We start from the raw sequence: 23436 nt of genomic DNA, 5'->3' as shown, positions 1-23436 counted from the left end.
TCTTCTCCCTCACTCCTCGCTCCTTACTACATTCTAAGTTTCTTCATTGGTAATTTGACATTGGCGTAACAACTCTGATAATTCCTCTGTAAAAATCTTGGAGTAGGGAAGTTGACTTAGCATAGAAATTTCCTCAGCGCAGGCTGTTTGAATAATTGCTAAACAGCGATCGCGCTGCGCTCCAGGTGCGATATTTTTTAGAATATTAATTGCGATATTCAGTTTCGGTACAGTACTAGACAAATTTTGCTGTAATTGCTGCAAGACTTCATCTTTTGTTTCAATGTATTGTTGTAGCTCTTGTACTCTTTGTTTCAGTGCTTCTGCTCTTTTGTATTCTGCTTGGTATTGTTGTGCTATGGCTTGCTGTTTTGCTAGTCGAGTGGTAACTGCTCCTAATAATTCTTCCCTAGTAAAAGGTTTAGTTAAATAATCATCTGCTCCTAACTCCATACCTTGACGGACATTTGCTTTATCAGCCATTGCCGTGAGAAAAACAAAAGGAATTGTAGCTGTTGTTGCTTCTTCACGGAGAGCAGCGAGTACCTCATAGCCATCAATTTCTGGCATCATGACATCGCAAATAATTAAATCTGGTAGATACTGCTGCGCCCACAACGCTCCCATCAAACCATTTTCCGAACTAGCAACATCAAAGTCTTCTGACTCTAGCAGTTCTACGAGATTATTTCTCACATCTGGTTCGTCTTCAATCACAAGAATTTTAGCCATATTTTTGTACCTATACCTGCTTGTTTAAAGGAAGTACTACAGTGAAAACCGTGCCTAAGCCAACTGAACTTTCAACTGCAATTTTGCCATCGTGTAAATCGATTGATTTTTTCACGATCGCTAAGCCGAGTCCCGTACCAGAGATAGTTCCAACGTTGCTAGCGCGGTGAAAACTACTAAAAATTTCTTCTTGCTCTGCTAATGGAATCCCAATTCCTCGATCTCGAACGCGAAAAATAACTGTTTCGCCCTCGCTAATTAATTCAAAGTTAACTGGACTATCGACAGGAGAATACTTAACAGCATTGGAAAGGAGGTTGATAAAAATATGACGTAGCAATTTCTCGTCCATCATTCCAGTAATCCGATCGTCTGTTCGGCACTGAAAAATAATTTGGCGATCGCTAGCCGTTAATTGAATTTCTTCTACAACTTCGTGGCAAAAATGTTTTAAATTGATGAGCATTGGTTTAAAATCTAACTTACCTGCCTCCGCCTTACCAATTAAAAGTACGTCATTTAGCAATTGAGTCATGTGTTTTACAGATGTTTGAATTCTTTGTAAATGATTGAGTTTGCGATCTTCACTCCATTTATGACTGTAGTGTTCGAGCAATTCTGAAGAAGATAAGATTGTGGCTAGAGGCGTACGAAATTCATGAGAAGCCATCGTCACAAACCGTGATTTTAGTTCTCCTAGTTCTTTTTCTTTGGCTAAGGCAAGACGAATTTCTGCTTCCGTTCGCTTGCGATCGGTAATATCGCGAACAATTGTCATAACTTCATTTTCAGCACTAACAGCAATGCGTAATTCGTAATCTCTGAATTCATGATTTACAATCAGCTGACATTCTAAAATTTGCACTTCGGTAGTCAATAAAGTTTTTTGTATACAACTATCGACTGCTTGAGCGATTTCGTGAGGAAACACTTCAGATAAATGTTTACCTAAAAATTCATCTGCTGGTAGGTGTAGGCGATCGCCTTTTGCGGCTTTGAAGTTGACAAAAATTCCCGAACGATTGATGCGAAACATCAAATCTGGTATCGCATTGAGTAAAGCTCGATTTGTTGCCATACTGGAACGTAGGGCATCTTCAGCACGTTTGCGTTCGGTAATATCGGTAGAGATCCCACAAATCGCGTAAGGTTCACCGTGTTCGTTATAGAGAGGAAACTTAATGGAAAGATATGTATGTAAACCGTCATCTTCATGCGGTAACAGTTCTTCCCAATCGATCGGAGATTTAGCAGCTATAACTTTTCGATCGTTTTGTTGTAAGACAGCAGCAATTTCTAGAGGAAAAATGTCGTAGTCAGTTTTTTCTTTGATTCCAGCGCGATCGGGATAGAATAGAAGGCTAAACCAGACATTGACGAGTAAATATTTTCCATCTAAATCTTTGATATAAATTAGTGCGGTGGAATTATCTAAAATTGCTTGCAGCCATGCTTGACTTTGATATAGTGCTGCTTCTGCTTGTTGGCGTTGTAATAAAGTGCCTAGCTGGACGGCACTAGTTGTGACTAACTCGATTAAATGGGTATTTTCTGCACAAGATGCAAACATGAAAAATACCAACACTGCTAGGACGCGATCGCCACTATCAACAATTGGCATACCCAACGCTGTTTTGAATCCAACTCGATCTGCAATGAATTTGCGTAAAAATATAGTTTCTGGTTCCTGAGAAATGTGCAACCACTCAGGACGCTTTGACACCCAAACACGCCCAGGTAAACCGACATTGGCAGCAAATTGATATCGTTCACTGCTGCGGCGAAATTGTTCTAGGTCTGGGTCTGCACTGTACCAAGCAGGGCTATATGTTAAACTTTGTCCGTCAGAGCTAGGAACCCATGCTTCGCCAAACTGCCAACCAGTAAACTGACAGATTTTTTCCAAAGCGATCGTTAATGCAGAGTGAAAATCGTGAGATTCATTAATAGACTGGGTAATACTATGCAAAAATCGAACTTCTGCCTCTGCCCGTTGGTGTGCTGCAACTTGGAGCTGTAATTGTTCGTTGAGTTGTTTGAGGTGATTAATAGTTGCGCTTAGGGATTCAGGGGTTGGCTCTTGATTCATGATTCCTTGCCCAATTGCTAACCAAAGATAATGGAAATGGATGTGATTTCGCGATCGTTATTATTAGCAATAATGTTGACGAACCAAAAAAGTTTGTGAAACTCCAACTATATTGATTTGATGCATAAAAATTGCCACCTAGATCGATATAGTTATCATTCCCAATACCACCTGAGAACTAACATAAAAAATAAGAATATTGAATTTTTATTGATGTCTTATTATTGATGTCTGAAGCTAGGAATAGCGAATTTACAAATGTTAAAAAGTACTTCTTTAGATAGATGTGTATGAACTTACTAAATGATAAAAGCATACGACTCTACAATAATTCTGAATAACCGAAGATCCCCCAACCCCCTTAAAAAGGGGGCTTTATTTCCCCCCTTTTTAAGGAGGGCTAGGGGGGATCTTGCCTTAACCGAAAATTATTGTATTAGTTAGCATAACTGAGCGATCGCAGTTACCTTCAGCACCAGAGTCAAGCAGAATCCTTGCACTACCTTCTAGAACACAATCTGGGACTGTGGCTAAATTCTAGACGAAAAGTTTGATTTACGGGAGCAGCCGACTTGGTGAATGGATAGCGTTTGACATAGCGAATAGCGGCTTGTTGTACGGCGCTGGGACTATCTTTAGAAATCACGTCGGGTCCAATAACAATTTTGCCCGTGGGATCGGTTAGTGCGGCAATAATCGCCTCGCCACCATCGAGCTTTTTATTACATACAGGAACTCGTTTGCGGATGGGCGCAGCCGTGACAAATTGCGGATAAGCCTGTTGTACTTTTTGATACTGTTGCTGCAAGGCTTCAATTTGAGCAATTGTCTGTGTAGATCCTGATTCGGGTTTAGAGTCAGGTCGAGCGCCGATCGGTCGGGCAAGACGTTGCTGAAGTATTGCGAGACGAGAGGCGCGATCGCTATTTGGATTTGTGGCTGGAGGGGTAGTCGGTGTGGGATTGGATTGACGCTGTTGTCGCTGTTGGAGTATGGCTGCTAGGCGAGAGGCGCGATCGCTATTTGGATTCGGGGCTGGAGGGGTAGTCGGTGTAGGATTGGATTGACGCTGTTGTCGCTGTTGTAAAGAGGCTGCTAAGCGAGAGGCGCGTTCCTCACGTTCTTTGGCTCGTTGAACTTGCTGTTGCGCTGCTGCGTCCAAAAGCCGTTCGCGATCGCTCGTTGGGGAAGTATCGGCTTTGCTGCGATTTGCTGCCAACCGTTGCTCTAGGGCATTTTGCCGTGCCATCCTTTCCTGTTGAGCGCGATCGGGTGAGTTTTTGGGTGGTTGCGCCAGTGGTGGGCTAGGCTGTAAATCTTGCGTCCGAGGCAGATCGGGAATGGGTGGTAAGGCATTCGCTGGCGGCGCTATTTGCCGCATTTGGAGATTTTGATTTGCTTGATTTGGCTGTGGTGCTGGGGGCTGTCCAAAAGGATTTTGCGAGAGTAAATTTTGAGGTGGCGGTGGTAGGGGGATAGGCGCAGGTGGAGGTAAAGAATCGCTACTGGGCATTTGGTACATTGGCGTAGTCCCAGGCGGTGGTGGTAAAAAAGGTGATGGTGCGGGCAGAGGGGGTAAGATTTCTGACTGAAAACCCTGAGCAGGTGCAGGCGCTTGCTGTTGTGCAGTATTGACAGGCGGCGGGATAACAGATGGATCTGCTGCTACTTGAGGTACGCGGCTTCGTTCTTCGGGCGACAACTCCACGACTCCGATACTGCTCTGTAAGTTAACCTCTTGCGAATCTAGCGAGACAAAAGGCAGCCCTACCAACAGTAGGGTGTGAATACCGAGCGAACCCAAAATTGCCAGTCCATTTGTCGATCGCCATGCTTCAGGTAGAGCTTGAACTAGAGAGGAAGTAGACATCGGTAATTAGGGAGTAGGGAGTAGGGAGTAGGGAGTAGGGAGCAGGGGAGACAAGGGGGCAATGCAATTAATTAAATACTGATAACTGATAACTGATAACTGTCAACTGATAACTGTTCACTGACGACTGACTTGAATGACCAGTAAAGAAAAGTAGGGTAATTGTAGGTGCGGGCGATCGCTTAAATCTTTATATATTGTCATATTTGGTAATGTAGCTCGTTCTACTATCCAACTGTTTTGCAGTAGGGATTTGCGTTGCAAGACTTGCCATACTTGTTCGTATACGGAACTCACTTTCATCAGTACTACGACTTCTGCCCAGTCTAAAATAGATTCTAGTTCGTTGACGTTATAAATCGCTGGTAACACGACTAAACGCTCTTGGCGGATAGTTAAAGGCAACCCTAACGCCGATGCTGCTGCCATAGGCGAGCAAACACCAGGAACGTACTTGATGACGGCTGCGGGATGCATTTGTTGCAACGTCTGTGCCAAATAGGTAAACGTACTGTAGAAACTAATATCCCCTTCACAGGCAAAAGCTACATCTTGACCTTTCTGTAAATATTCCCAAACTTGCTTGGCGGCTAGTCGCCATGCTTTTGTCAAAACTTCAAGATCTTGCACGTAGGGAAAATGCAAGGGTAGCTGCTGTTGATCCGATCGCAGCCACGGAGCAATTATTTGTTGGGCAATGCCTGGTTTGTCTTGAATGCCTCTAGGAAAAGCAACTACAGAAGCTTGTTGCAGCGATCGCAATCCTTTGAGCGTTATCAGTTCTGGATCGCCTGGACCAACACTCACACCGTAGAGAATACCGTTCGCCATTGAGGAGTCATTTGTCGTCATTGGTCATTGGTCATTGGTCATTGGTCATTGGTCATTGGTAGTTGAGTGGTGCGCGATCCGTGTTGAGGGTGTAGGGTGTAGTGAGTGGTGCGTGGTGCGTGGTCACTGATAACTGATAGCTGATAACTGATAACTGACAACTGTACTATGCTTCCCACCGTCATTTTACCTGGATTTTTAGAAGCCGCGATCGCCTACCGCCCGTTGGAACAATTGTTACAACAGTTGGGCTTTCCTACCGTTACGGTTCCCTTACAACGGCAAGACTGGTTCCCCACATTGGGGGGTAGACCGATGACTCCAATTTTGCTGCGACTGCATCGCACAGTCGAGCAAGTTTTACGGCAATACAACACAGCTAAAGTGAATTTGATCGGTCATTCTGCTGGCGGCTGGATCTCGCGAATTTATTTAGGTGAAAAACCATACCTGGTTCGTAATGCGGCGATCGCTGCCATTCCCCCTTGGGAAGCTTACCGCTTTGTTGCCACGTTAGTCACGCTAGGAACTCCCCACATTAGCCAAGAACGCTGGACGCGCTGGAATCTCGATTTTGTCAACAATAACTATCCTGGTGCTTTTTATAGCTCACAAGTACGCTACGTTTGTGTTGCTGGTAAGAGCATTTTCGGACAGCGCCAGCGAGGAAGTTGGCTAGCATATAGTAGCTATCGCTTGACCTGCGGACAAGGGAATTGTTGGGGTGATGGCATTACCCCAATTGCAGCAGCTCATTTAGAGGGAGCAGAAAATTTAGTTTTAGAAGGGGTCAAGCATTCTCCCAAAGCCCCTGGAATTTGGTATGGTTCGCCTCAAGTTGTACCGAGTTGGATGTCTTTTTTGGTGTAGCAGTTATCAGTTGACAGTTGACAGTTAATCGTCAAGCATGAACCACTATCTCCACCCCTAGAAAGAACTCTTCAAATGAGTGGCTTGGTTAGCATCTTAAAGAAAGTACACACTTTGAGAGTACTGGGAAGCGGGAGTTATGAAGAATCTTTCCTATGAATTCGTTCTGAGACGGACGGCGACAATACTGTCTGTAGCATTGTTAACATTGTGCGCGATCGCGGCTGTGACTGGCATTTTGTTATCTTTTTATTACGAACCAGTGGCAGGTGGTGCGAATCAGGCTTTGCAATGGATCGATACGGAGATTCCTAACGGTCAAATCATTCACGGCTTACACGATTATGCTGGAACCTTACTAATTGGTGTAGCACTGATTCAAATGGTTGTGATGTTTTTAGGGAGGCAGTTTCGCCGCAGTTGGTTGACTGGCTGGATTAGCAATATTTTACTGATCCTCAATGCGATCGCCCTAGCTTGGACGGCGATGATTCTGGATTGGAGTCAAGTCGGTTACTGGCGCTTTCGGATCGAATTAAGTACCATCGAAGCCATTCCTTTGATTGGTTCTACCCTGCGAGATGTTATCACTGGCGGTGGTGCAGTGAATACAACTACGGTCGAACACCTCTACACCATCCACAGCTACATTATTTCTGGTAGCGCCGTCCTATTGGCGATCGTCCACTTACTCGGCGTGTTGTGGCAGGAAAAACAGCAAACACCTGCTGCATCTGTGACATCCGCAGAGTCAAAAACGGACGCACCACGGGAATTAATCAAAAATCCCTAATTTGTCTTTTGCCTTTATATTGTAGAGACATTTTGGCTAGGAAGAGGAATTTCTTCGACTTCAGGCAGTTTTTCTAAAGCAAGGCGTTTTGCTGGTGTCGATCCCGATAGCCGTTTCAACAGATTTGGTCTGGGATCGTGTAATAAGTAGATTAAGCGATCGCCTGGTTGCCATTGTTCGGTCGCAGGGACGACAAGTAACCGATCTTCGCGTTCTAGTAGTAACGGGACTAATTCTCCTGCCCAAATCAAGGCTTGCAGATGGGCTTGTTGCAAAGCAAAGCCTGCTTCGCTGAGAGTTGTCGTGCCTAATTTCACGCGATCGCTGTTAATATATTCATTCCAAGTTTTAATCGGTATATCCGATCCAAAAGCTCGATCGATCCGATTGCGATTTGTTGAGGTACTTGCCTGTGGATTGCGGGGAAAAACGGCTAGCACTCTTGGTGGTTGAAATTCTTCTACAGCCCTTTGTGCCAAGACGTAGTTAACTTCTCCATTATTGGTCATTGCCAAAAACGTTCCCATAGAGGCTAGTCCTGCCTCTTCTAGTACTGTTGTATCTAAAGCGCTGCTAGGAAAAACTTTCAAGCTCTGTGCCTGGGCTTGCTGACATGCTACGGGGTCGGTATCGATCATCGACACGGCTTCTCCCCGTTCTTGGAAGAGGCGGGCAATTAATAAACTCAAAGGGTTGCAGCCGACAATCACCACCCCAGTTGCTTGCGTAGAGTTGATTTGCAACCAATTTGCTACCCAGCCAGCAGTTAAACCCTGACAGGCGACAGTCATGATAATTGTTAAAAAGACTAATGCCTTGATTGAGTCTCCACCATTAATCCCCCGTTCGGTCAGGAAAATCGAAAATAACGAAGCGACAGAAGCGGCAACAATTCCTCTCGGCGCAACCCACGATAAAAACAGTTTTTGTCGCCAATTTAAATCGCTATTGATGGTGCAGATAGCGATATTCAGGGGACGGATGACAAACATTAACACGAGAACAGTGAATAAACTGCCCCAGCCTAAAGCAAAGACACTGGCAATGGATAAATCTGCGGCAAGCAAGATAAATAGTACTGACACGCCGAGAATCGTTAGCTGACCTTTAAATCGTCGTAATAATCGTTCTTCTGGCAAGGAAGCAGAACCCAAAACCACGCCTGCAACCACTGTCGCCATCAGTCCAGATTCGCTGCGACTGAGTTGGGCTAGGGTAAATAAACCCCATAAACCTGCTAAAACAACGAGATTTTTTAGTTCGTCAGAAATAAAGTGAGCGCGTTTGAACATGAGGGCAAGACACCAACCACCAGCAGCCCCAATGCTCCCACCAATACCTAGACGCAGCGTCAAGCCACTAATTGCCATCCAAGGGTCGGTTTCGCCATTTAAAACTGTATCGAGTACCACAACGGCGAGAATTGCCCCTACAGGGTCGATTAATACCGCTTCTCCTTCTAATAGAGTTCCTACCTGACGGTCTACTTTAATCGTGCGTAATAGTGGCGAAATTACCGTAGGACCCGTTACTACTACCAAAGAAGCATAAAGGAAAGCGATCGCCCAAGGAAACTCTCCCAGCCAATGCGCCGCCATACTCCCACCCAACAGAGTAATTAGAGTTCCCACAGTGACGAGATTTCTCAAACTCCCAGAAACTTTACCCAGTTCTCGCAGTTCTAGGTTCAAGCCTCCCTCAAATAGGATGACTGCGGTAGAAAGTGCTACGATGACTTCCAACCCAGCACCTAGAACTTGAGGATGCAGCACGTTCATCCCATCAGAACCTAATAAAATCCCAAAGAGTAACAAAAAGACAATGCTAGGGAGTTTGAGGTATTCTGCTATAACTTGGGCGCTAATCCCTGCAATGACAGCAATTACCATTTGCAGGGTAATTTCAAAAGATGCTTCCATATTAGAAAGTTAGCAATAGTGCTGTCCGAACCCTGGTGACGGGAGAAATCTCTAAAATAGGCGCGGCTCCATTATGCTGACAATTCTCTGCATCATCTATAGTAATCTATAGGCAATTTGTATTTTAAAATACAAGTTGTTCTTTACGTTAAAGATAAACAGAAACACTTCATATCATAACTAGGCTAGTAACTGGCTGTATGAGGTACTCAGTCAGAATAGTGTCATCAACTGTCAGTACGACTCTCGCGATCGCCCATTGCCGACATTCCTAGTAGAATGCGATCGCACCTAATACTTCTACTCCAACAAATTTAGCCCTCAACATTTCGGATACTGCGCCATGAATTTGTCAGTCCAGTATCATACACTACATGGCTTCCAGCCAAACCAAGGAAAAACCTCTCACCTACTCCCCCAGCTCAAGAGCAGCTCTCTTCTTTCCTGCTCCCTGCTCCCTACTCCCTACTCCCTGCTCCCTAACTGAGTAAGATAAAGAAAGATCGGTCTATTTTGTCGCTTCCATGACCTCAATTCTGCTCAAAACTCCTCCAATAGCCACACCCAAACTGCACCGACTTGCTAACGGGTTAACGATTGTGGCACAGCAAATGCCTGTAGAAGCAGTTAATCTCAGTTTATGGGTTAATGTCGGTTCAGCATTTGAATCAGATGCCATCAATGGTGTAGCTCATTTCTTAGAGCATATGGTGTTTAAAGGCACTCCACAACTGACAACGGGTGAATTTGAGCGTCGCGTTGAGGCGCGGGGTGCGATCGCAAATGCGGCAACCAGTCAAGATTATACTCAGTTTTACATTACGACTGCTCCATCAGATTTTGCAGCTTTAGCACCACTGCAAATCGATATCGTCCTCAACAGTTTAATTCCCGATGATGCATTTGAGTTAGAACGCTTAGTCGTGTTAGAAGAAATTCGTCGCTCTGACGACAATCCTCGTCGCCGGACTTTTCAACGGGCGATGGAAATAGCTTTTGACCGCTTACCCTATCGTCGCTCAGTTTTGGGTACAGTGGATGCGATCGCGCAATTACAACCGCAGCAAATGCGCGATTTTCACGCCACCTGGTATCAACCTCAGTCCATCACAGCATCGGTTGTCGGCAACTTACCCGAAGCAGAATTAATCGATATCGTTGCCAATAGTTTTGCTAGCGCAGACCAAATGTCTGTACGGGCGGGTTTGTCCGATCTTCCTAGAGGTGAACAAACATCCTCTCAATTAAACCCGTCCCTACCTAATACCCCCGAACCCCCCTTCACCCAAATCGTCCGCCACGAATTCGTCGATCCCAGCTTGCAACAAGCAAGACTCGTCATGCTGTGGCGAGTTCCAGGGTTAGTACAGCTAGAGCAAACTTACGCCCTCGATGTCTTAGCAGCAATTTTGAGTCACGGGCGTACGTCCAGATTAGTGAGAGAACTGCGAGAAGAAAAGGGCTGGGTTTCCAATATTTCTGTGAGTAACTTGACGCAGCACCTACAAGGGCTATTTTACGTTTCTGCCCAGATGCCAGTGGAAAACCTGGAGATGGTCGAGGCGGCGATCGCATCCCAAATCGAGAAGTTACAATCTACTCCCGTACAGGAATCAGAAATTGCTCGGATCGGCACTCAAGTTGCCAATCGCTTTATTTTTGCTAACGAAACGCCTAGCGAACGCGCTGGTTTGTATGGCTACTATCAATCTTTAACCGGAAACCTAGCATCCGCGTTGGAGTACCCAAATAAAATACAAGCTCTGACTGCTGCCGACTTACAAGCTGCTGCCGTGCAATATCTTTCTCCCTCGGCTTACGGTATCGTTACCACTAAACCCGAATAAGAGTATGTGGACGGAAGTTGCCCATCATATTTCCAAGATTTCAGGAAAAGAGTTTTTTGTCAATAGCCAGCGGACGGTAAGTGGCGGTTGCATCAACCAAGGCTACACCATTACCGATGGCGATCGCACCTACTTTGTCAAACTCAATTCCCCCTCCCAGACTGCCATGTTTGAAGCAGAGGCGCTGGGATTAAAACAAATGTTGGCGACGGCAACTATTCGCGTTCCGCAACCGATTTGTTGGGGAGCAACCGATAAGTCTGCATACATTGTGTTGGAGTGGTTGGACTTAGGACGTGGCGGAACTCCAGCTTGGGCGGAAATGGGGCGACAGCTAGCAGCAATGCACGATCGCAGTAGCAGTCAAGCATTTGGCTGGGATATAAATAATACGATTGGTTCTACGCCGCAGATCAATACTTGGACGAAAGATTGGGGAGAATTTTATGTCCAATACCGCTTAGGCTATCAATTTCAGCTAGCAAAACGTAGAGGCGGACGCTTTCCCCAACAGGAAAAGTTACTCGCGGCAATTGGGCAGATCTTAGCAGGACATCAGCCGTCACCTTCCTTAGTCCACGGGGATTTATGGGGTGGCAATGCTGCTTTTACCAGTGCTGGAGAACCCGTCATTTTCGATCCAGCAACATATTACGGCGATCGCGAAGTTGATGTTGCCATGACTGAATTATTTGGTGGTTTCCCAGCCGCTTTTTATCAGGGATATAACGAGGTTTTACCGCTAGATTCTGGGTACGAACGGCGAAAAATTCTCTACAATCTTTATCACATTTTGAACCACTTCAACTTATTTGGTGGAAGTTACGAGTCTCAGGCAAATGGGGCGATCGCGAGACTTTTAGGTTGATAGCGGTTTTCAATTGGATGCAATGCACGTCTGGTAGGGGCGCACAGCTGTGCGCCCCTACAAATATTATCCACACAACCGAGAATTGCTATGAAGGTATAACAACAATTAGATTCAAGGTTAATTGACTCTCCAGCTAACTAGAGGGTTGATAATAGATAAGTAGGGATAAATGCAGTTAGAGCAGTCGCCGTACATCAAAAATTGACTTTGGAGACGTATTATGTTGGTTCAAGAGCGATCGCTACTCATCGGTCAGGTAACGGCTATGAGCGGTGTCCCCATTAGAACGATCCGCTATTATGAAACTCTGGGTCTGTTACAATCTTCCAGTCGGACTGAAGGAGGCTTCCGGCAATTTTCCCCCGATGTCTTGACTCGACTATCGTTCATCAAGCGCGCTCAAAAACTCGGTCTGAGCCTGGAAGAAATTAAAGAAATTCTTGATGTTTACGATCGCGGCAATTTGCCTTGCGGTGAGGTGAAAGAAAAGCTGGAAGATAAATTGCGACAAATCGATCGCCAAATTCAACAGTTGATGACGTTGCAGGCTGAATTGAAGGGATTGCTTTCGGGTTGGGAGTCCGTTCCAGTTCCGCAGCCTGGAACAATTTGCCCGATTGTTCAGAGAGATAGAGACGATCGCCTGGATAGTGGGCGATCGTCAGATGATGAATAGCTCTCCTCCAAAAGCTTTAAAAATAGAACAATGAAGCAGACATTTTGCTTCTGCGATCTCACGATGTGGCAAATGCGAAGGTCGCTTCGCGAACCGCCGAAGGCGTCGCCTCTTTCTAATGGTATGGAGAAGATTTATGACTGTAGAGATACAGTGATTTCATCTTGATTTCATCCTAGTTTTGTAATACTTGAATCTTGGGACAATTCAAACTCTTTATTGAGCGAAACTTTTGTCTTGCATTAGCAGTCAGACCTGCTAGCAAAGACAACAGTTGACTCTCTAGTTAATTAGAGATCTCATAATTGAGATGGTAATTTTTAAGCTATTGAATGGATAGAAAGTCATTTATGCAAACTAATTCTGGAAAAACTAAAGTTTTGGTAATAGCTCTAACCGCGATCGCCACAATAACCAGTGGTTTACTAGCTGCTAGTTTTGGGATTTCGGCAAAAGACAGTGAAACTGCTAACACTACTGACGCTCATGTGAAGCAGAACATGCAACATGGGATGATGGGTAATATGTCGATGGATTTGGGTCCAGCCGATGCCAACTACGATCTGCGGTTTATTGATGCGATGAGAATGCATCATCAAGGGGCGATCGAGATGGCAAAAGCAGTGCAGCAGAGATCGAAGCGACCTGAGATGAAAAAACTAGCAGACAACATCATCACTGCTCAAAGTCGGGAGATTGCGCAAATGAATCAGTGGCGACAAGCCTGGTATCCCAAAGCAGGCAAGCAGATGATGGCTTATCACGCTCAAATGGGACACATGATGCCGATGTCATCAGACCAGATGAAAAGTATGATGATGAGTCAAGATTTAGGTGCGGCTGACTCTCAATTCGATCTGCGCTTTATCAATGCGATGATCCCGCATCATGAAGGTGCGGTGACAATGGCTCAAGATGTGCTGAAAAAATCGCAGCGACCGGAAATGAAGCAATTGGCAAAAGCGATTATTCGCGACCAACAAAAAGAGATTGCTCAAATGAAGCAGTGGCGCAAAGCTTGGTATAACCAGTAGCTCGCACACATTGTATTGCTAACGTAGGGGCGCACAGATGTGCGCCCCTACAGTATCCTGTATCTCGGCGATCGCAATTTCATCTTGATTTCATTTGTATAGGAGAAACTAAAGACTGAGTAGTGCAGTTGTAGCACTCGTTTGCTCTGATGGTACGCGAGGACATTTCTATATAAATAATGCGCAAATTACACCTGAAGCGATCGCCTGCAATGCCTTGTCGCGTCTCGGGGGCGATTGTTAGCCTAGCGATCGTGATGGCTCCCGTAACTGTGTTAGCTCACGGCGGACACGGAGATGAATTTCACAGCGGAAGTGAGGCAACTCAAACGACTGACTCGATTCAAGTCGATGCCCAAACTGTCAAGCGTTTGGAAATTAAAGTAGAACCAGTAAAGCGACAACAACTCGCTGTAGGGCTACAAGCTACAGGACAAATTGAAACTTTGCCCAATCGACAAGTAGAAGTTACGACACCGATCTCAGGAGCTAAGGTAGCCAAATTATTAGTGCAGCCAGGGACTTACGTGCAAGCAGGTCAACCTGTCGCCATTTTAGCGGCTCCCGACTTAGTAGAATTGCGCGTAACTTCCCAAGAAAAGCAGGCGGAGGCACGAGCAGATTTACAAAAAGCGCAAGCAGACTTGAGATTAGCGCAACAAAACTATCAGCGTTTCTCACAAATTGCCACAGCAGAAATTGCCCAAGCACAAAGTCAAGTGGACTTTGCTCAAGAAAAATCTGACAAAGACCAGATTTTGTTAATTCAAGGTGCAATTCCCCGTCGCCAAGCCTTAGAATCACAAACTCAGCTAGCCGAAGCCAAAGCTAAACTAACCGCAGCAGACAGCCGCCGAGATGTCATTGCAGCCGAAGCCGATCTCAAACGCGCTCAATCATCCGTGCAAGCGGCTCAGTCGCATTTAAGTCTCAGCGACACAGCATATCAAACTCGACTACAACAACTTGGCGCAAAAGCTAATGCGCAAGGACAGGTAACAGTTACAGCTCCTATTTCAGGTAGAGTAGCCGATCGCGAAGTCAGTCTCGGTCAATCCTTCGAGGATGCAGGTGGCAAGTTGATGACAATTATCAACGACAGTCGGGTTTATGCCACAGCCAACATTTATGAAAAAGATTTAAATAAAGTCAAAAACGGTCAACCAGTCAGAGTTACAGTTGCTTCTATGCCTAACCGAAGTTTTACTGGACGAGTTGCGGTTATCGGTTCGGTGGTGGAAGGCGAAGCGCGGGTAGTCCCTGTCAAAGCCGAGATCGATAACTCTGGCGGAGTTCTAAAATCAGGGATGTTTGCCCAACTAGAAGTACTCACAGACAGGACAGCGACAGCTCTGGCAATTCCTAGCTCGGCTGTGGTAGAAGCAAACGGCAAACAGATGGTTTACATCCAAAATGGGAATGCTTATCAACCTGTTGAAGTGATTTTAGGTCAGACCATTGGGGATACGATTGAGGTGAAAAGCGGGTTGTTTGAGGGGGATGCGATCGTCACTCAACGCGCGCCTCAACTATACGCACAGTCTTTACGTGGAGACGGGGAGCAGGGGAGGAGAGGAGCAGGGGAAGAAAAAACTTCTGCCTCTACAACAACAGGATGGCAATTTCCTGGGTGGTTGATGGGAGCAACAGGGGGATTGGCGATCGGTACGGTTGCTTTCGCAGCAGGTGCTGTTTGGTCTAGTCGTCGTACCAAGTCTCAGGTCGTGCCAGCATCTACAGAATTGGCTGACGAAGTGAATGAGTATCGAAATGGTAAAAGTTCTAGCAGATCGACCGATCCTGCATCCGAACCAGGCGAGAGCGGAGAGTCTGTTTTTGGTGACGAATCAAATTCGATGAACGACAACCATCATCTGAGAAGCCAGCAGTCAGAGATCGGAGATTGGAAGTAAAGATATTTTTGGTAAGTCAATGCTCAATTCCATCCTGAAGTGGTCAATTATTCAACGCTGGTTGGTTGTTCTGGGAGCAATTATTGTCACCATATTAGGAATTTACAATTTAAGGCAGATGCCCTTAGATGTTTTTCCGAATTTTGCACCGCCCCAAGTTGAAATTCAAACAGAAGCACCAGGACTAGCTCCTGAAGAAGTCGAATCTTTAATTACATTACCAATTGAAAGTGCGATCAATGGTACGCCTGGAGTGACGACAGTACGCTCGTCTTCTGCGGTTGGAATTTCCGTTGTCAAGGTCATCTTTAGCTGGGACACTGATGTATTTCAAGCTCGCCAGTTGGTGACAGAACGATTGCAGCAAGCCCAAAGCAAGCTACCTCAAAACATCGAGCCACCACAAATTTCTCCAACTAGCTCTCCCATCGGTACGATGTTGCAATATGCGTTTACTGCTGAGACGACACCACTGATGGAAGTGAGGCGGCTGGTCGATCGCGATATTACTAACCGCCTGCTGGCAGTGCCAGGAGTTTCTCAAGTCATTGCCTATGGAGGAGATATTCGCCAATATCAAGTGTTGACCGATCCGGCAAAGTTACAAGCCTTTAACGTGTCTTTGGCAGAAGTTACCGAAGCAGCACGAGCGGCGAATACCAATGCTGCTGGTGGCTTTCTTGTCAACCCAGATCGAGAACTGTTAATTCGGGGCATCGGGCGAATTTCATCAATCGAGGAGTTAAAACAATCGGTCGTTACCGCTCGTAACGGCAAACCTGTATTACTCAGTGATGTAGCCGACGTACAAATCGGTGCAGCCTTGCAACGGGGTGATGGCAGTTTCAACGGTCAGCGAGCGGTTGTCGTGATGGTTAACAAACAACCTCAAGCTGATACTCCGACCGTGACAAAAGCGATTGAAGCAGCGATCGCAGATATTCAGCCTAGCCTACCCAAAGATGTTAAAGTTACCGTTTCTTTTCGCCAGCAAAACTTCATCGATGACGCGATAAGAAATGTTGAAGATTCCCTGCGGGATGGCATCATTATTGTTTCCGTTATCCTAGTGCTGTTTTTGATGAATTGGCGTACTGCCGTTATTACTCTCAGCGCTATTCCTTTATCAATACTGATTGGACTGCTAATTTTGAATTGGTTTGGTCAAGGCATCAACACGATGACTTTGGGAGGACTAGCGGTAGCAATTGGCTCGGTGGTGGATGACTCAATTGTGGATATGGAAAATGCCTACCGAGGGTTGCGAAAAAATCAGCTAGCGGGAAATCCGGTTCATCCGTTTCAAGTGGTCTATGACACATCAGTAGAAGTGCGTGTTAGCGTGCTATTTTCCACAGTCATTATTGCTGTTGTTTTTGCCCCCATTTTTACGCTGACAGGAGTTGAGGGTCGAATTTTTGCCCCAATGGGCGTAGCTTACTTAGTCTCTATTTTTGCTTCAACTCTAGTAGCAATGACGCTCTCGCCAGCCTTGTGTGCCATCTTGTTAGCCAACCGCCGATTACCAGAGGAAGAAACTTGGGTTTCGCGTTGGTCTCAACGGTTGTATCGTCCCCTACTCAGATTTTCCATTCGCGTTCCGAGTATCATTTTGACGATCGCAGTGGCTTTATTTATCGCCTCCGCGGTCGTTTTACCGTCGTTAGGACGAGTGTTTTTACCGGAATTTCAAGAGCGATCGCTTGTCAATGCTATGTTGCTATACCCTGGCGTTTCTTTGGAAGTCACAAACAAGTCGGGAATGGCAATTCAAGAGGCGCTTAAGGGCGATCCTCGGTTTGAGTCCGTGCAGTTACGCTCTGGACGTGCGCCAGGAGATGCAGATGCGGGTGGTGTCAACTTGGGACACGTAGATATAGAAATTAGCGATGAAGGAATGAAAGATCGAGCAGCGACCATCGAAAAGATTAGAGCCGAATTTGCGAAACTACCAGGTGTTGCTCCTAGTATTGGTGGTTTTATTTCTCACCGCATGGACGAGGTATTATCTGGGGTCAGAAGTGCGATCGCGGTAAAAATTTTTGGTCCTGAACTGGATGAATTACGCAGTATTGGTGCTGAAGTTCAGGCAACAATGAGCAACGTCCAGGGGATCGTAGATTTGCAGCTAGAACCCCAAGTTCCAATCAAACAGGTACAAATTCAATTCGATCGCCCTGCTGCTGCTCGTTACGGTCTTTCAGTCGGTCAACTATCAGAAGCGATCGAAACTGCCTTAAATGGACGAGTCGTTTCTCAGGTATTGCAAGAACAACAGTTATTCGACTTATTAGTATGGTTAAAACAGAGCGAGCGCAATAACTTAGAAACTATCAGAAATTTATTAGTCGATACTCCCAACGGACAAAAAATTCCTCTGGCATCTGTTGCTAAAATCGACTACGGTACTGGTCCTAATACCATTAATCGGGAAAATGTATCGCGATTAATTGTTGTTTCTGCTAATGTATCCGGTCGAGATTTAGGTTCTGTTATTGAAGATATTCGCACTAATATTAAACAACAAGTGCAACTGCCTTCCGGCTATTTTGTTCAATACGGTGGTCAGTTTGAATCAGAGCAACGAGCCACTCAAAACTTACTAATATTCGGTGGTTTAGCTATTGTCGTCATTGCAGTTTTGATGTACTTTGCTGTCAAGTCCATATCTGCCATGTTGATGATTCTAATTAACCTACCCCTGGCTTTGGTAGGAGGCATTTTTTCTGTGGCTTTGGGTGGTGGTGTCATTTCTGTGGCTTCAACGATCGGATTTATCACTTTATTTGGAGTCGCCACGCGCAACGGTTTACTATTAGTTGAAAACTACAACGCCAAGTTAGCGCAGGGAATGCCGTTGAAGGCAGTCCTATTTGAGGGTTCTATGGAACGATTGGCGGCCATTTTAATGACAGCTCTTACCTCAGCACTCGGCATGGTTCCGCTAGTTATTGGTAGTGGAGCAGGTAAGGAAATTTTGCAACCTTTAGCGATCGTGGTGTTAGGTGGATTGTTTACTTCCACTGCATTAACCCTGCTAGTTCTTCCAGCTTTATATGCTCAATTTGGTAAATTTTTGGTTTCATACACTTCAGTGACAAACGATAGAGCCTCAAGTATCCCCCCTAGCTCCCTATATGATTCAGTTAAAAGTATAAGATCCTCGAAGATCCCCCCTCGCCCCCCTTAAAAAGGAGGGAATATTGCCCCCCAATTCATCGGGGGTTGGGAGGATCGAGTCTTATCTGAGCTGTATTGCCCTAGCTCCCCTTGGAAAAGGAAGAATCATAGCCCCCAATTTATCGGGGGTTGGGGGGATCGTCCGCTGTGCAACCTATGAGTTTTTATTTCCCAAAAAGACTGAGCTAGTGTCAGATTTAGATATAACTCAACGTTCCGTCATGTAGAAGCGTAATTGCTCAAAATATTCTTGTTTACAAACATTACATCAATTGGATTTGAATCATGAAAACATTCCATTCAAACTTATTATTTTTAGGTGTTGCAGGATTTATTGTCTTAGGGAGTAGCGATCGCAGCTCAAACGTTATAGCTTCAAAAATTAAAGCGCAAGCTGAAATCATTAGTGAAATAGCAGGTGTAACTAAAGAGAGTAAAAGTAAAAAAGGTGGTCAAGTTGTAGAATCAGGAGCCTATCACTTAGAGTTAGTTACTCTAAAAGAAGATAAGGGAACGCATTTAGATTTCTATCTGCAAAGAGGAGATAGTCACGCAGCAATTCCCAATGCTAAAGTGACCGCTCAAATTCAAATGCCCGATGGTATGCAGAAAACACTTCCGTTTCAGTACGACACTAAGGGTCAACACTACACGGCTTTGCTTGCGGGAAACAAAACTGGTCAATATCAATTGAAAATGACTGCTGATATTAAAGGTGAAAAAGTCAACGGGCGTTTTAGTTTTAAGCAGTAATTTGTATGCAACAGTATGAGAGTGCTACTAGTTGAAGACGAACCAGACTTAGGAACTGCCATCAAGCGCACCTTAAACCAAGAAAAATATGTGGTTGACTTGGTTTTCAACGGTACGGAAGCTTGGGATTACTTAGAAAACCAGCAGATGCAGTATACGCTAGCTATCTTTGACTGGTTATTACCTGGCATGTCAGGTATAGACCTTTGTAAGCGGTTAAGGAGGCAAAACAGCCCGCTACCAGTGTTAATGCTAACTGCTAAAGATAGTGTCGAAGATAGAGTTGCTGGCTTGAGTGCAGGGGCAGATGATTATTTAGTCAAGCCATTTAGTATGGCGGAACTGCTAGCAAGAGTTAAGGCACTGCATCGGCGATCGCCTCAACTTCAACCCCAACAACTACAAGCAGGTAATTTAATTTTGGACTACGATACCCGCAGTGTCTATCGTCTGGAACGATCGGGAGGTAAGCAGTTAGTCGAATTAACGAATAAAGAGTTTCAGCTGCTAGAGTATTTCATGAAGCATCCAAACCGGATTGTCACTAGCGAGCAGATCCGCAATCAACTTTGGGAAATCACGGCGGATACGACAAGTAACGTTGTCGCAGCTCAAATTCGCCTGCTCAGACGACGATTAGCAGTAGTGGATAGCGATCGCGCGATCGAAACGGTCTCTGGTAGAGGCTATCGCCTGAATATTGCCAATGCAGCAAAATAAGCTTTTTTCTCAAACTCGCTGGCAACTTGTCATCTGGTATGCGTCTGTCATGAGCTTTATTCTCGGTTTGCTTGGCTTTGGAGTCGATCGGGCAATTATCCACGCTCATTGGCAAACTCTTAACCGAGAGATAGAAGTTGTCGCTGGTACGCTACACGATGATGTTGAGAAAGATTTACGACAACCAGGACGTTTAGAGCCAACAATTCAACAGCTTTTGCCACAGATACCACAGAGGGACAAACACCACATTTTAGGGGCAATTCACCAGGGTGACTACTATGCTAGATTTTTAAGTCTTTCGGGAGAAAATGTTGCTTTTTTAGGTTTCCTGCCAGATGGTTTACCTTTAACGCCAGGAAAACCGATGTGGCAAACTTTAACTGACAGCAAAGGAAATCGCTACCACCAAATTTCTCTGTCGCTGCATACTCAAGACAATCGCCCTTGGGGATACATCCAAGTGGGACGCAGCCTCAGCGATGTTGACGCTTATTTAGCTAATGTCAAGTTAGTTTTGTGGCTGGGGTTGCCGATCGCCATCATGCTCGTAGCGGTTTCGAGTTGGTGGCTGGCAGGTAGAGCCATGCAGCCAGTATACCAGTCCTATCAACAGATTCAACAGTTTACAGCTGATGCCGCTCACGAGCTGCGAACTCCACTAGCTGCGCTGGCAGCAACCGTTGAATCGGCACTGCGATCGCCCCACTTGCCCGAACCAGAAGCACGCGAGATTTTGCAAACTGTCAACCGCCAGAACCAACGACTCACGGCATTAGTTGCTGATTTGCTACTCCTATCGCGTATGGAACGTCAATCTTTACCAGTGCGACACCAACTTTGTTGTCTTGACGATATTATTAGCGATTTGGTAGAAGAACTGGAATCTTTAGCGCTTGCCGCAGCAGTCGCGCTGAAAGCTGAAATTAAAGTCTGTAAGCCATTACAGATCGTTGGGGATGAAGAACAGATGTATCGTCTGGTGACTAACTTGATGGTTAATGCCATTCAGTACACTCCTTCCGGCGGTTGTGTGAGAGCGATTTTAGACAAAGAGGACGATCGCGCCGTCATTCGAGTTGCAGATACAGGTATCGGGATTGCACCAGAACATCAGCAGCGGATTTTCGATCGCTTTTATCGCGTGAATAGCGATCGCTCCAGAATGACTGGCGGTTCTGGTTTGGGATTAGCGATCGCGATGGCGATCGTTCAAGCACACAAGGGAAGCTTGGAGGTACACAGCGAGGTGGGCAAAGGTAGTACCTTCACCGTTCGATTACCAGCATCACTTTAGTAGGGAGCAGGGAGCAGGGAGTAGGGAGAGGGGGGAGACAAGGGAGTCGGGAGTTGGGAGTAGATATATAACCTCGCGATTACGATTTGCCGTCACCTGAAGTATGGGAATGGCGATCGCCGTTATTCTGCCAACGTGCCAGCATTTGAGTTAAAGCTGACTCGACTTGTGGTGAAAGTCCCACCGTTCCAGAACGCAGGTGGAGATCGTGCTGCGGAAAAGGAATCTCGATTTCTTTCTGGTTCAGCACGTCGTAGATTTGATAGTACAGATCGCTGGTGAGTAAAAATTGCCGTTCCGGTTCCTTAGTCCAAACCAATAATTCAAAATCTAGGGCGCTGTCACCAAAGCTTTTAAACAGCACTTGCGGCGGGGGAGACTTTAACACCTTGGGATGGTTGCGAGCGGCTTCTAGTAAAGCGGCTTCTACAGCTTTGGCATCGCAACCATAGGCAACGCCAACGGGGAGATGGAGGCGCGAGATCGGGTTATGGTGGCTCCAGTTAATCACTTCATTTTCGAGAAAGCGAGAATTCGGCACGATGATCGAAACGCGATCGAGGGTGCGAATTTCAGTGCTTCTGGCTCCGATCCGCTCGACAGTTCCTTTATAGTCTCCCACTTCGACAAAATCTCCTACCTGAATCGGGCGCTCGAACACCAATACGATCCCGCTACCGAAATTTTTGGCAATATCTTGCAAGCCGAAACCAATTCCTACACTTAAGGCACTAGCAACGATCGCCAAAGAGCTAATATCCAGTCCCCAGACTTGCAGCAATACCAGCGAGCCAACAAAGATCAAACCGTATTTGGCAAGAATAGCGATCGCTTCCTGAGCGCCGCGATTGATGCCAGCATACCGCAGCACGCGAGAGCGAAACAGATTGGTGACAATTCCAGCACAGATGACTAAGCCAAACAGCAATCCGGCTAAGACTACCAAGTCGATGACAGAATAAGAGTTATTGCTCAACGTCAGGATGGGTGAGGCAAGGCTAGTCGCAAGCACGCTAGCAATTTGGTAACTCCACTGCCGCGTAAAGGGAAACAAGTTCGTGATGTAAAGGACAACGCCTACCCAAAGTCCAATTCGCGCGATCGCTAACACGAGTTTGAACAAAAATTCTAATATGCGTAGCGGTTGGCGATCGGCATCAGCTTCCGTACTAGCAGTTAATTGCTCTTGAGCCGCTTGAAAGAAACGATGCTTAATCCATCCCAATCCCCACGTTAAAGCAGCAGCTATCAGGACAATTCCTGCTGCTAAAAGACTAGTTTGCCAAAGATAGGCTGTCGTTCTCTCGGTTTTTGCTCGCTCTAATGCCTCCTGAATTTGCTGTACCCACTGACTTGCTTGTTCTTGTGGCGTGCTACCTGGAATTGCATCTCGTTCTGTAACTGTCAGCAGGTAGCGATCGTTTAATAAAATTGTCGGTAACTGGTTGCGCTGTTCGATTTCTACCTGAATTGGTCGATCGGCTCGAACTGCATTTTGTAGTTGTTTAGCGATCGCTTCCGCTCGTTCCCGAGCGCCGTACTGTCCTGAATTGCTGACTTGAAAGATGGGCTGTCCGTCTAGCACGACAGGGACTTTTGCAGGTGTCTGGGCGATCGCGGGCAGCCACAAGCCCACAGCTAGGACTATAGTAAAAATTGCGCTTATTAGGTTAGATACGAGTCGAAAACGGCGAGAACGAACCATGCAAATCTCTATAGAGTAATTTAGAAATCTACGTAGGGTGCGTAACGCTAAAGGCTAACGCACCCTACCCATACTGAGCGATTTATTAGGCGATCGTTTGATACAGTTAAATGAGTATTTTTTACACAGAAAATTTATACTACTGTTTAATTAATGACATCTTCCTTAAGAAAGACAGTGCAAGTTTTATCAAATAGAAAGAGCTGTAGCGATCTCTCTAGGCTGGATGAGCGGGTGAGTGCGATCGCGTAAATTCGCTCGGATAAGGGTTTAAGTTTTTCCTGACAAAAAGCTTGAAAGCTGTGACGTTTGCTAAGATTAGTATTTGGCTATGAT

General features: G+C 45.7%; 18 protein-coding genes. 11 read left to right on the top strand and 7 right to left on the bottom strand.

The annotated features are described in order from the left end of the window. Positions 1-33: 33 nt before the first annotated feature. From QH73_RS29345 to QH73_RS21785, 5 genes are all read right to left on the bottom strand, one after another. The gene (locus tag QH73_RS29345) at positions 34-732 is read right to left on the bottom strand and encodes a response regulator (RefSeq protein ID WP_039716177.1); all 699 of its coding nucleotides are present in this window, start codon (positions 730-732) and stop codon (positions 34-36) included. Positions 733-742: 10 nt separating this feature from the next. After that, positions 743-2821 carry a sensor histidine kinase gene (locus QH73_RS21800; RefSeq protein ID WP_052290123.1) on the bottom strand — a complete coding sequence of 693 codons (2079 nt, stop codon included), beginning with the start codon at positions 2819-2821 and terminating at the stop codon, positions 743-745. Positions 2822-3320: 499 nt separating this feature from the next. Further along, entirely contained in the window at positions 3321-4691 is a 1371-nt protein-coding gene (locus QH73_RS21795) for a hypothetical protein (RefSeq protein ID WP_132867460.1), read from the bottom strand. A 117-nt stretch (positions 4692-4808) separates the two neighbouring features. Continuing rightward, positions 4809-5543: a precorrin-2 C(20)-methyltransferase gene (locus QH73_RS21790; protein ID WP_236147120.1), complete on the bottom strand. Its 735-nt coding sequence runs from the start codon at positions 5541-5543 to the stop codon at positions 4809-4811. Between the two features lie 17 nt (positions 5544-5560). Continuing rightward, on the bottom strand, positions 5561-5701 hold the full coding sequence (locus QH73_RS21785; RefSeq protein WP_165587762.1) for a hypothetical protein: 141 nt from the start codon (positions 5699-5701) through the stop codon (positions 5561-5563). Between QH73_RS21785 and QH73_RS21780 the strand changes: the two genes are divergently transcribed. Both QH73_RS21780 and QH73_RS21775 read left to right on the top strand, forming a co-directional pair. Next, positions 5691-6392: an esterase/lipase family protein gene (locus QH73_RS21780; RefSeq protein ID WP_039716180.1), complete on the top strand. Its 702-nt coding sequence runs from the start codon at positions 5691-5693 to the stop codon at positions 6390-6392. The two genes, QH73_RS21785 and QH73_RS21780, sit on opposite strands and share 11 nt — an antisense overlap. A 139-nt stretch (positions 6393-6531) precedes the next feature. After that, the gene (locus tag QH73_RS21775; RefSeq protein ID WP_039716181.1) at positions 6532-7185 is read left to right on the top strand and encodes a cytochrome b N-terminal domain-containing protein; all 654 of its coding nucleotides are present in this window, start codon (positions 6532-6534) and stop codon (positions 7183-7185) included. 14 nt (positions 7186-7199) lie between these two features. On the opposite strand, the gene QH73_RS21770 is transcribed toward QH73_RS21775, so the two are convergent. Further along, the gene (locus tag QH73_RS21770) at positions 7200-9104 is read right to left on the bottom strand and encodes a cation:proton antiporter (protein ID WP_039716182.1); all 1905 of its coding nucleotides are present in this window, start codon (positions 9102-9104) and stop codon (positions 7200-7202) included. A 524-nt stretch (positions 9105-9628) separates the two neighbouring features. Between QH73_RS21770 and QH73_RS21765 the strand changes: the two genes are divergently transcribed. From QH73_RS21765 to rppB, 9 genes are all read left to right on the top strand, one after another. Further along, a complete protein-coding gene (locus QH73_RS21765; protein WP_039716183.1) occupies positions 9629-10951 on the top strand; it encodes a M16 family metallopeptidase in 1323 nt (440 codons plus the stop codon). Between the two features lie 4 nt (positions 10952-10955). After that, positions 10956-11819: a fructosamine kinase family protein gene (locus QH73_RS21760; RefSeq protein WP_039716184.1), complete on the top strand. Its 864-nt coding sequence runs from the start codon at positions 10956-10958 to the stop codon at positions 11817-11819. A gap of 223 nt (positions 11820-12042) precedes the next feature. Next, the gene (locus QH73_RS21755; protein ID WP_039716185.1) at positions 12043-12498 is read left to right on the top strand and encodes a heavy metal-responsive transcriptional regulator; all 456 of its coding nucleotides are present in this window, start codon (positions 12043-12045) and stop codon (positions 12496-12498) included. A gap of 350 nt (positions 12499-12848) precedes the next feature. Then, positions 12849-13532: a DUF305 domain-containing protein gene (locus QH73_RS21750; protein WP_039716186.1), complete on the top strand. Its 684-nt coding sequence runs from the start codon at positions 12849-12851 to the stop codon at positions 13530-13532. Between the two features lie 179 nt (positions 13533-13711). After that, positions 13712-15445 carry an efflux RND transporter periplasmic adaptor subunit gene (locus QH73_RS21745; protein WP_039716187.1) on the top strand — a complete coding sequence of 578 codons (1734 nt, stop codon included), beginning with the start codon at positions 13712-13714 and terminating at the stop codon, positions 15443-15445. A gap of 19 nt (positions 15446-15464) precedes the next feature. Further along, a complete protein-coding gene (locus tag QH73_RS21740) occupies positions 15465-18635 on the top strand; it encodes a CusA/CzcA family heavy metal efflux RND transporter (RefSeq protein WP_039716188.1) in 3171 nt (1056 codons plus the stop codon). Between the two features lie 275 nt (positions 18636-18910). Next, complete coding sequence (locus QH73_RS21735; RefSeq protein ID WP_039716189.1) at positions 18911-19378, top strand: hypothetical protein; 468 nt, start codon at positions 18911-18913, stop codon at positions 19376-19378. A gap of 15 nt (positions 19379-19393) precedes the next feature. Beyond that, on the top strand, positions 19394-20098 hold the full coding sequence (gene rppA, locus QH73_RS21730; RefSeq protein ID WP_039716190.1) for a two-component system response regulator RppA: 705 nt from the start codon (positions 19394-19396) through the stop codon (positions 20096-20098). Continuing rightward, the gene (rppB, locus tag QH73_RS21725; RefSeq protein ID WP_039716191.1) at positions 20085-21395 is read left to right on the top strand and encodes a two-component system sensor histidine kinase RppB; all 1311 of its coding nucleotides are present in this window, start codon (positions 20085-20087) and stop codon (positions 21393-21395) included. Before rppA ends, rppB begins: the two co-directional genes overlap by 14 nt. Before the next feature lie 79 nt (positions 21396-21474). On the opposite strand, the gene QH73_RS21720 is transcribed toward rppB, so the two are convergent. Next, positions 21475-23100, bottom strand: coding sequence for a mechanosensitive ion channel family protein (locus QH73_RS21720; RefSeq protein ID WP_039716192.1), 1626 nt, complete (start codon positions 23098-23100; stop codon positions 21475-21477). Positions 23101-23436: the final 336 nt, after the last annotated feature.

The organism is Scytonema millei VB511283 (genome assembly GCF_000817735.3).
Taxonomy (GTDB): Bacteria; Cyanobacteriota; Cyanobacteriia; order Cyanobacteriales; family Chroococcidiopsidaceae; genus Chroococcidiopsis; species Chroococcidiopsis millei_B.
Note: the sequence above shows the minus strand (reverse complement) of the source record. Positions and strands in the feature narration are given on the sequence as shown.

What these genes read in the sequence shown, in the direction of transcription:
- QH73_RS21795 (WP_132867460.1), bottom strand. Translation starts at nt 4,691, where the DNA reads ATGTCTACTTCCTCTCTAGTTCAAGCTCTACCTGAAGCATGGCGATCG.
- QH73_RS21790 (WP_236147120.1), bottom strand. Translation starts at nt 5,543, where the DNA reads ATGACGACAAATGACTCCTCAATGGCGAACGGTATTCTCTACGGTGTG.
- QH73_RS21740 (WP_039716188.1), top strand. Translation starts at nt 15,465, where the DNA reads ATGCTCAATTCCATCCTGAAGTGGTCAATTATTCAACGCTGGTTGGTT.
- QH73_RS29345 (WP_039716177.1), bottom strand. Translation starts at nt 732, where the DNA reads ATGGCTAAAATTCTTGTGATTGAAGACGAACCAGATGTGAGAAATAAT.
- rppB (WP_039716191.1), top strand. Translation starts at nt 20,085, where the DNA reads ATGCAGCAAAATAAGCTTTTTTCTCAAACTCGCTGGCAACTTGTCATC.
- QH73_RS21755 (WP_039716185.1), top strand. Translation starts at nt 12,043, where the DNA reads ATGTTGGTTCAAGAGCGATCGCTACTCATCGGTCAGGTAACGGCTATG.
- QH73_RS21720 (WP_039716192.1), bottom strand. Translation starts at nt 23,100, where the DNA reads ATGGTTCGTTCTCGCCGTTTTCGACTCGTATCTAACCTAATAAGCGCA.
- QH73_RS21770 (WP_039716182.1), bottom strand. Translation starts at nt 9,104, where the DNA reads ATGGAAGCATCTTTTGAAATTACCCTGCAAATGGTAATTGCTGTCATT.
- rppA (WP_039716190.1), top strand. Translation starts at nt 19,394, where the DNA reads ATGAGAGTGCTACTAGTTGAAGACGAACCAGACTTAGGAACTGCCATC.
- QH73_RS21760 (WP_039716184.1), top strand. Translation starts at nt 10,956, where the DNA reads ATGTGGACGGAAGTTGCCCATCATATTTCCAAGATTTCAGGAAAAGAG.
- QH73_RS21765 (WP_039716183.1), top strand. Translation starts at nt 9,629, where the DNA reads ATGACCTCAATTCTGCTCAAAACTCCTCCAATAGCCACACCCAAACTG.
- QH73_RS21780 (WP_039716180.1), top strand. Translation starts at nt 5,691, where the DNA reads ATGCTTCCCACCGTCATTTTACCTGGATTTTTAGAAGCCGCGATCGCC.
- QH73_RS21775 (WP_039716181.1), top strand. Translation starts at nt 6,532, where the DNA reads ATGAAGAATCTTTCCTATGAATTCGTTCTGAGACGGACGGCGACAATA.
- QH73_RS21745 (WP_039716187.1), top strand. Translation starts at nt 13,712, where the DNA reads ATGCGCAAATTACACCTGAAGCGATCGCCTGCAATGCCTTGTCGCGTC.
- QH73_RS21800 (WP_052290123.1), bottom strand. Translation starts at nt 2,821, where the DNA reads ATGAATCAAGAGCCAACCCCTGAATCCCTAAGCGCAACTATTAATCAC.
- QH73_RS21750 (WP_039716186.1), top strand. Translation starts at nt 12,849, where the DNA reads ATGCAAACTAATTCTGGAAAAACTAAAGTTTTGGTAATAGCTCTAACC.
- QH73_RS21735 (WP_039716189.1), top strand. Translation starts at nt 18,911, where the DNA reads ATGAAAACATTCCATTCAAACTTATTATTTTTAGGTGTTGCAGGATTT.